8 protein-coding genes are annotated in these 8,181 nt (G+C 35.9%); all 8 read right to left on the reverse strand.

Annotated features, from left to right (window positions below):
• Window positions 1–1,253 precede the first annotated feature (1,253 nt).
• Window positions 1,254–1,553 (reverse strand): septation regulator SpoVG, encoded by a 300-nt coding sequence (gene spoVG / locus ACPYKA_RS16160; RefSeq protein ID WP_479543249.1) that lies wholly within the window; start codon window positions 1,551–1,553, stop codon window positions 1,254–1,256.
• Between the two features lie 119 nt (window positions 1,554–1,672).
• Window positions 1,673–2,488 (reverse strand): pur operon repressor, encoded by an 816-nt coding sequence (gene purR / locus ACPYKA_RS16165; protein ID WP_479543250.1) that lies wholly within the window; start codon window positions 2,486–2,488, stop codon window positions 1,673–1,675.
• 120 nt (window positions 2,489–2,608) lie between these two features.
• On the reverse strand, window positions 2,609–5,350 hold the full coding sequence (locus ACPYKA_RS16170) for a UPF0182 family membrane protein (RefSeq protein WP_479543251.1): 2,742 nt from the start codon (window positions 5,348–5,350) through the stop codon (window positions 2,609–2,611).
• Window positions 5,351–5,655: 305 nt separating this feature from the next.
• Window positions 5,656–5,838 carry a small, acid-soluble spore protein, alpha/beta type gene (locus ACPYKA_RS16175; RefSeq protein ID WP_479543252.1) on the reverse strand — a complete coding sequence of 61 codons (183 nt, stop codon included), beginning with the start codon at window positions 5,836–5,838 and terminating at the stop codon, window positions 5,656–5,658.
• Window positions 5,839–6,008: 170 nt separating this feature from the next.
• The gene (locus tag ACPYKA_RS16180) at window positions 6,009–6,254 is read right to left on the reverse strand and encodes a Veg family protein (RefSeq protein WP_336264074.1); all 246 of its coding nucleotides are present in this window, start codon (window positions 6,252–6,254) and stop codon (window positions 6,009–6,011) included.
• Between the two features lie 165 nt (window positions 6,255–6,419).
• A complete protein-coding gene (gene rsmA / locus ACPYKA_RS16185) occupies window positions 6,420–7,304 on the reverse strand; it encodes a 16S rRNA (adenine(1518)-N(6)/adenine(1519)-N(6))-dimethyltransferase RsmA (RefSeq protein ID WP_479543254.1) in 885 nt (294 codons plus the stop codon).
• On the reverse strand, window positions 7,297–7,863 hold the full coding sequence (gene rnmV, locus ACPYKA_RS16190; protein WP_479543253.1) for a ribonuclease M5: 567 nt from the start codon (window positions 7,861–7,863) through the stop codon (window positions 7,297–7,299). Before rnmV ends, rsmA begins: the two co-directional genes overlap by 8 nt.
• A gap of 162 nt (window positions 7,864–8,025) precedes the next feature.
• A partial coding sequence (locus ACPYKA_RS16195; RefSeq protein WP_479543255.1) for a 3D domain-containing protein occupies window positions 8,026–8,181 on the reverse strand: 156 nt, incomplete at its 5' end.

The raw sequence follows: 8,181 nt of genomic DNA on the forward strand, positions 1-8,181 counted from the left end.
TATAATTTGGATTTCATTCTAGTTCCTTGTCCTGCCGCTAATATAATTGCAAAACGACTTTTCATAAAGAGTAACCCCCCAATCCTTAATCTCCATTATAAAATAATATCGTAAAAATAGGGCAAATTCAAATGATAAACAATAATAATATTTGCTAGCACTAATCACACCGTGAATAACTACTAAAAAATTTTTCATTTTAACATGCGGTTGAAGGGTGCTGTGCAGTAGTAAAAAAATTGTAAACCTAGTTGGTAAACTGTTGATTTCCGCTGTGTAAAAATGAATAAAGTGGAATACTGCTACGGAAATACACTACGCTTTCCACGGGCGGTTGATGATCAAGGCTTACACTCGTATTCGATGTTTGATACGTTGAATTCCCGGCTTCCACCACTTTTTTCACTACATTGACTTCGGCTTTTATGTTCGGAAGAAGCACCTTCTCTCGTTTTCATCCCACGGAATTGTCTGAATCCGTTCGGTGGGAGTTACCTCGCCCGTTTTCGTCTTAGGAAATAGTCTGAATCCGTTCGGCGGGAGTTACCTCGTCCGTTTTCGCCTTAGGAAATAGTCTGAATCCGTTCGGTGGGAGTTACCTCGTCCGTTTTCGCCTTGGGAAATAGCCTGAATCCGTTCGGTGGGAGTTACCTCGTCCGTTTTCGTCTTAGGAAATAGCCTGAATCCGTTCGGTGGGAGTTACCTCGTCCGTTTTCGCCTTAGGAAATAGCCTGAATCCGTTCGATGAGAGTTACCTCGTCCGTTTTCGTCTTAGGAAATAGCCTGAATCCGTTCGGTGGGAGTTACCTCGTCCGTTTTCGTCTTAGGAAATAGTCTGAATCCGTTCGGTGGGAGTTACCTCGTCCGTTTTCGCCTTAGGAAATGGTGCAGTGAAGGATAAATGTTATAAACCGAGGGATTCACCGATCTAGTTGATTGTAGTGAAGGGCAGTCGACTCCTGGTCGGCTAAAAGCGGTCAAGTCCTGTGACCAACGCCGACACTTGCACGTCCTGTGCATCGCGGGAAAAGACGTGTCTGAAGATCCCGCAGGAAGCAGTTTTTCTTCCGAGGAGGCAGACCGCCGTGCCCGTGGAAAGCGTACTGCCCGGAGGCGGAAATCAACGGTGCAGTGGTTTAGGTTGACCGATCAATTATCAATTTAAGTTACTCAATAGTTTATGGATAAAATTCTCTAAACACAAAAAAGACTAATTTCTTAAATAAAATTAGTCTTTTGCTATTCAATCATTATTATGATGCGCCAGCACCTTCGTACTGTAAGACATTTGATCCTGATTCTTCTCTAGACTCATACTCTTTTAAAACAGCTTCTTGAATTTTTTCACGCGTTTTAGAATTTATAGGGTGAGCAATGTCTCTGAATTCTCCGTCTGATGTACGTTTAGATGGCATAGCCACAAATAGACCATTATTACCATCAATGATTCTCACATCATGGACTACGAATTCATCATCGAATGTTATTGAAGCAATTGCCCGCATTTTTCCTTCTGCGCTAACACGTCGTAATCGGACATCAGTTACTTCCACTTTTTTCACCACCTCTTATAATTTTAGAGCTTGTATTATTAATTCAACATAAAATTAAAAAGTCCTGCAAAATATTAAAAATACTTTAAATATTTTGCAGGATTAACGTATTCATATATTTATTTGTTATAAAAACTACCTATACTTACATCAATTCGTTTACTTTTCGCATCCACATTCGCTACCTTTACTAAGGAAATATATTCATCAATAATTCGTTCGTCTTCCTCGTCTTTTGCTTCAGCAAATACCCCTATACCGACAACAGTAGCATTAAACTCTTCCAGCAAACTAATCATTCCAGTAACCGTTCCACCGGCTTTCATAAAATCGTCAATGATACATACATTTAATCCTTCTTGTAAATTTCTTTTAGGTAATACCATTGTTTGAATTCGTTGGGAGCGGCCTGAAACATAATTAATACTAACAGATGATCCTTCCGTCACTCGCATATTACGCCTAATAATAACGACCGGGACATTTAAATATTCAGCCATCGCATACGCAATCGGAATCCCTTTTGTCTCGACAGTGACGACAGCATCAATTTTTTTATCGGAAAAAGCAGAAACGAAAGCTTTGCCTATTTCTTTTAAAATACTAGGATTACCTAACAAATCACTCATATATAAATAACCGCCCGGTAAGATACGGGACGGATCTTGCAATTCATTGCATATTTTCTTAATAAATGAAAGACTTTTTTCTTTATCAAATTTCGGAACATATTGTGTTCCACCAGCTGCACCTGCTAAACGTTCTAAAGATCCAATACCTTCTTTTTCAAACATGTCGTTAATGATATCAAGATCTTCACTTATGGATGATTTCGATGCTTGGAACCTATCTGTAAAATAAGTTAATTGCGTTAGCTTTCTCGGGTGGTTTATAAAATAGTTGGTCAGGCCTACTAATCGATCGCTTCGTTTCATACATTCACCTCAAAACCGAATATTCAACTCTTAATATAGCACTTTCGTCCGTGTTTCTGCAACTATATGTAAAAACATCCCGCATTAATAGATACGGGATGTTTTAAATGATGTTCTATTTTATTTAAATTTCTCCTCTAATTCTTCCATGATTTCACCGGCTTTTGCCCAATCTCCAGCAGAAAGAGCTTTTTGGTAAGCGTCAAAGAGATCACCAATTTCTTCTAACATTTCTTCAGCATCTAAAATTGGCTCTTGTTGCTCTGGCTCTCCTTCTGAATCGGCTTCAGGCGCTTCTTCTGTTGATTCTTCATCCGGTGGTGTAATATCGCCATCAATATAACTTAAAATTTTCTCCAATGACTTATCAAACGTATCTTCCATTACAATATGATCTTCATAAGCCATAATTACTTGTTTTACTTCTGGTAAAGAAGTTTCATTGGATGACTCAATATAAACTGGTTCAACATATAGAACGGTGTCTTCTATCGGGATAACGAGTAAATTACCTCGGATCACTTTTGATCCACCTTGTGACCATAAGTTTAATTGCTGGGAAATGACACTGTCCTGATTGATTCGGTTTTCAATCTGTTGCGGACCGTAGATATTTTTTTGTTTTGGAAAACGATAAACAAAAAGTTCACCATAATTATCTCCATCATTTCTGACACCTATCCAAGAAATCATATTTTGTCTGTTTTTTGGTGTATAAGGCATCATTAAAACAAACTCTTCATAGTCATTCTCAGGTAATTTCATCGTTATATAATACGGATCCATTTCAATATCCTGATCAAAATACTTTTCAGTCGGGAATTGCCAATAATCTTCCCGATTATAAAATACTTCTAGATTAGACATATGATAGGTACCGTACATCGCTGTCTGGATTTTAAACAAGTCTACCGGATAACGGAAATGTTCTTTAACATCTTCTGGTATTTCTTCGGTAAATAAATTTGGAAAGATGTTTTCATATGTTTGAATTAACGGGTCTTCAGGATCAACAATATAAAAATTTACTTCCCCTGAATAGGCGTCAATCATTACTTTTACCGAATTTCGAATATAGTTCTTATTCCCTTGATAACTTTCGGAATAAGGATAATTTTCCGCACTTACATATGCATCAATAATCCACGCTAATGTTCCATCATCACGAACGATAATATAAGGATCGTCATCATATTGAAGGAACGGAGCAATTTTGTGCACACGCTCTTTTATATTTCTCGTTTTCAGTAACTGACTTTCGTTTGTTAGTTGGTCTGAAACAAGAATACGGAATGAACCTTCTTTAATTGCAAATAAAAGCTTATTTATCCCTTGGAGGGGAATACCTAGATCTTCCTCATAACGATTCGTTTCATTTTCTTCACCTGTAGGATAATCAAACTCATCTACTTTAGAATTCACAATAACATTTGGATAAGATTCTTCACCAAAGTATATTTGCGGTTTGGTAACATCTAACATACCGTCGACTGGTATATCTCGCAACATATATTCAGGCTGCCCTTGGGATGTCACTTTATTAACGTGGCTCATTGCAACTCCATACCCGTGTGTATAGCGTAGATTTTTATTCACCCAAGTTTGTGCCTGTTCTGGAAGATCATTCATACTTAACTCACGTGCACCAATGAAAACCTGTTCATATTTCCCATCAATTTTATATCGATCAATATCCATATCATTAAATTTATAATATGTTCGGAAAGTTTGCAGCTGGTTATAAATATCAAGTAAAGGTCTGGAATCATTTAAACGAACATTATCAAGGGTTAATTGATTTCTCTCGATCATATCTACGTCTAAAGAGGCATTTCCGGGATTTTCCTTTACTTCAATACTGTCTAACCCATACGCTGCTCTGGTAAATTCAAGATTATGTTTTAAATAAGGTTCTTCTCTTGTAAATTCATTTGGCGAAACAATAAAGTTCTGCACGACAACAGAAGCAACTTGGCCTATCAACAAGAAAGCTATATAAATAACAATCGGCTTAATACTTGATTGTATATTGCCTCTGAAAACGGAGATAATAACCCAAACGACCATAATAATTGCAACTGCTGCTAATACGTATGATTTCGGAACATTAATTAGTTGATCTGTAAAGCTAAGTCCATGGACAACACTTTTTTGAAATACATTAACTTGATCGGTTAATAAAGTGTTATAACGTCCTAAAAGATGAATGCCAGCAAGGAATATCCCAACTAAGCTAAAAGTAACCGCTAAATGAATTTGTGCATGACGACTCATTCGGTACATATGAAAAGCGGAGTATGCACCGATTTCAATAATTAAAAAGAAAATAAACAAATTTAGTAATGTATATAAAACAAACTCAATAAACGGCAATGTAAAAATATAAAAGGAAACATCCATACCGAAAAATGGATCGACTTTATTAAATGAAGTGTGATTAATAAATTTTAATGCCGGTTCCCAGCCAAGTCCCTGAACTATTAAACTACCAATAAGACCTATAAAAGCTGCCGAAGCTCCCATAATTAAGTGAGCAATTTTCCCTTTTGCCACGAAACTTGGTAATTGCACAGGACTAAAATGATTCATATAACTCAGACGAATCCAATATAACGTTAAAAAGGTTAAAATAAAAAATAAGACAAAACCCGATATGCCTAAAAGTACCTTACTATATAAAATAGTTGTGTAAATTTTTCCAAAATTAAGCGTATCCATCCATATATATTCCGTAAAAAATTGAAATCCAATATACGAAATTACAATTAAGAAAATAACGATACCAACTGTTATAGAAAATCGTTTACTAAGTCGTTTCATTCGATCAAACTGACTTTTTGAAAAATTATTCCCATTAGCCATTTATTCGCCTCCCCCACACACATATAATAACAGACTGGATACATCTTTTAAATAAACATCACTTTTTATTTATGATTAACTTTTCAGTCGGACGAACGAAAGTGTAAATGCTCTTTGATGGGACGAGTAAGCGCAGTCAAAGAACATTGAACTTTAGCCAGTTAGCGAGTCAAGAAAGGATTTATACTTTTTTTATCCGTCATTAGAAAACTTGGCTTATCGCCAAACCTTGGCGAAAGCCTTAGTTGCACTTATGCAGTAAGAAAGTTTTATACTTTCTTATCTGCTAAAAAAAGACAAACCCTTTAGGGTCTGCCTTTATCTTGCATATTTTCTTCTGCCATTTCAATTGCACGTTTTACCATATTACCTGCATCTCGAGCTCTGATTCCGCCCCATCCCTCTTTTTTAACAGTGTCGTAAAAACCTAACTCCTTGGCAATTTCTTCTTTCAATTGGTCTGACATAATTCCGCGGCGTCTGGCCATGAAAGAGCATCTCCTTTCCGGTTAAGACTTCTTACGACATTTATATTTTTTACTTTTTTTTAATAAAAAAACGTGTTAATTTTTTCAAAAACATTCGAAAGGTTATTAATCAAAAATTTTTAATACAAAAATTTTCACGTATCAAAAAAAGTAGTAAACAATGCTGTTTACTACTCTCCTGCCGCTTGGCTTCTATCATCTATAAAGTTAATTTCTACTGCTTCTGTTAAAACATCAGCATAACTGTAAGATACACGTTCAAATGCATTTTCATCTTTGTCTAGTTCTACAACAAAAACAGAAGGATATGTCTCCGATAAAACTCCTGACCTGATAACCGTTCTCCGTCTACCACCATTGGCAGTTAACTTCAAACGTTTACCAATTTGTCCTTCAAGACCTTTTTTAATTTCCATTATTGTTTTCACTAAGACTCCACCTCACTGTATACTATCTTACCATAAGCTTGTTTATTAGTCAAATAAAATATTTAATTATAACAGGATGATAAACAAAATGTCAATAGGTTTAGTCACTTCCTTTTAAAATTTTAATTCGACTATTCTAATAAGGATAGTCTCTTAAAGCTTAAATTCCGCTTCAGAAAATTGGTTTGCTAATCGGGCAAACTCCTGAATGGCTAAGGATTCTCCTCTTCTTCCCCCGTCTATTTCTGTTCGTTCCAAAACATTGGTGATACGATCTACTGGATATTTATCCTTAAAAGAACTAATTAGATTATTTCTTAATGTTTTTCGTCGATGCCTAAAGCTCGCTTGAACAATAAAGAAAAATAATTGTTCATCCATTACCTGAACAAGGGGAGAATCCCTTTTTACCAATTGCAATACACTTGAAGTTACGTTTGGTTGAGGAATAAACACAGTCTTTGGAACATCCATTATAATATGTGCTTCCGTATAGTATTGCACTGCTATGGATAAAGAGCCATATTCCTTCGTATTTGGACCGGCAGCCATTCGCTCGGCCACTTCCTTTTGCAGCATAACAGTAATTCGTTCAACAGGTATTTGTTGTTGTAAAATATTCATTAATATCGGGGTAGTAATATAGTAAGGTAAGTTTGCTACGATATGAAGCGACAAATTTGATGTGAAATATTGTTCAATTGTTTTATGTAAATCTGCTTTTAAAATATCTTGATGAATTATTTTGATATTTGTATACGCTGCTAAGGTATCCTGTAATACCGGCAGTAGGCGTTGATCAATTTCAAATGCAACAACTTTATTTGCAGCCAATGCAAGTTGTTCTGTCAACGAACCGATCCCGGGACCAATTTCTATTACACCAGACGTTTGATCAATTTTTGCTGCGTGAATCATTTTTTGTAGTATATTTGAGTCAATGATAAAGTTTTGTCCCAGACTTTTTTTAAATGAAAAGCCATATTTTCGTAAAATTTCCTTTGTTCGGTTAGGAGTTGCAATATAATCTTTAGTCATCATCTCGTCCCCTCTCTAGTATATGCTGCATTGCCCAATCTAATTCATCTTTTGAAATTTGTAACATATGGAGCCTCTTTAATAATTGTTTTCCATTTGTAAACCCTATGTGAAGGAGGTTTCCGAGAAGCTCTCTTTTTTCCCGCGAATTACTTGCACCAATTAAACCATATTGGAGCAGATCTGCTTTTTCAATATCGCTCTTTTCTAAAAGCGTTACTTCATAAACGTTTCGGAGCGCTGTTTGGATATCCGCTACCGATGCATGCTCAATCCCGACACTCTTATTTAATGATGTGGATCTTGCTTTTTCTTTTGGCAAAAAAGCATGCTTACAATTAGGGATTTCCTTTTCAATAATATTGCGAATACGCTGCCCTGGGTAATCAGGGTCGGTAAAAACAATCACGCCACGCCTATTATTTGCAAGCTTAATTAATTCTAATGTCTCCTGATTAATTGCTGAACCATTCGTTTCAATTGTATCAGCATGTACTGCTTGCTTTATTTTTGTTGTATCACTTTTACCTTCTACAACAATTATTTCTTTAATTTTCACTATACGTTCCTCTTTCGCTTCTTTTTGCTCCATTATAACTTAATTTTATTGGAGATTGTTGATATTATCATTAGCCTCTATCGGATCAATTATTTTATAACGATTAAATCCAATATAAAATACCCTTGCCAGAGATCTGACAAGAGTATTTTTCAAAATGTACTAATTTAAAATTTTCACTTGAACTGTTTTACGACCCCAGTTCCTTGCTTCGGAATCTGAACTTACAAGGACATCGATTCTATTTCCTTTAATTGCTCCACCAGTATCACCAGCGATTGCCTCTCCGTATCCCTCAACCCAAACTTTGGAACCTAA

Source organism: Pseudogracilibacillus amylolyticus (SeqCode) (assembly GCF_051918545.1).
In the GTDB taxonomy this organism is placed as follows: domain Bacteria; phylum Bacillota; class Bacilli; order Bacillales; family Amphibacillaceae; genus Pseudogracilibacillus.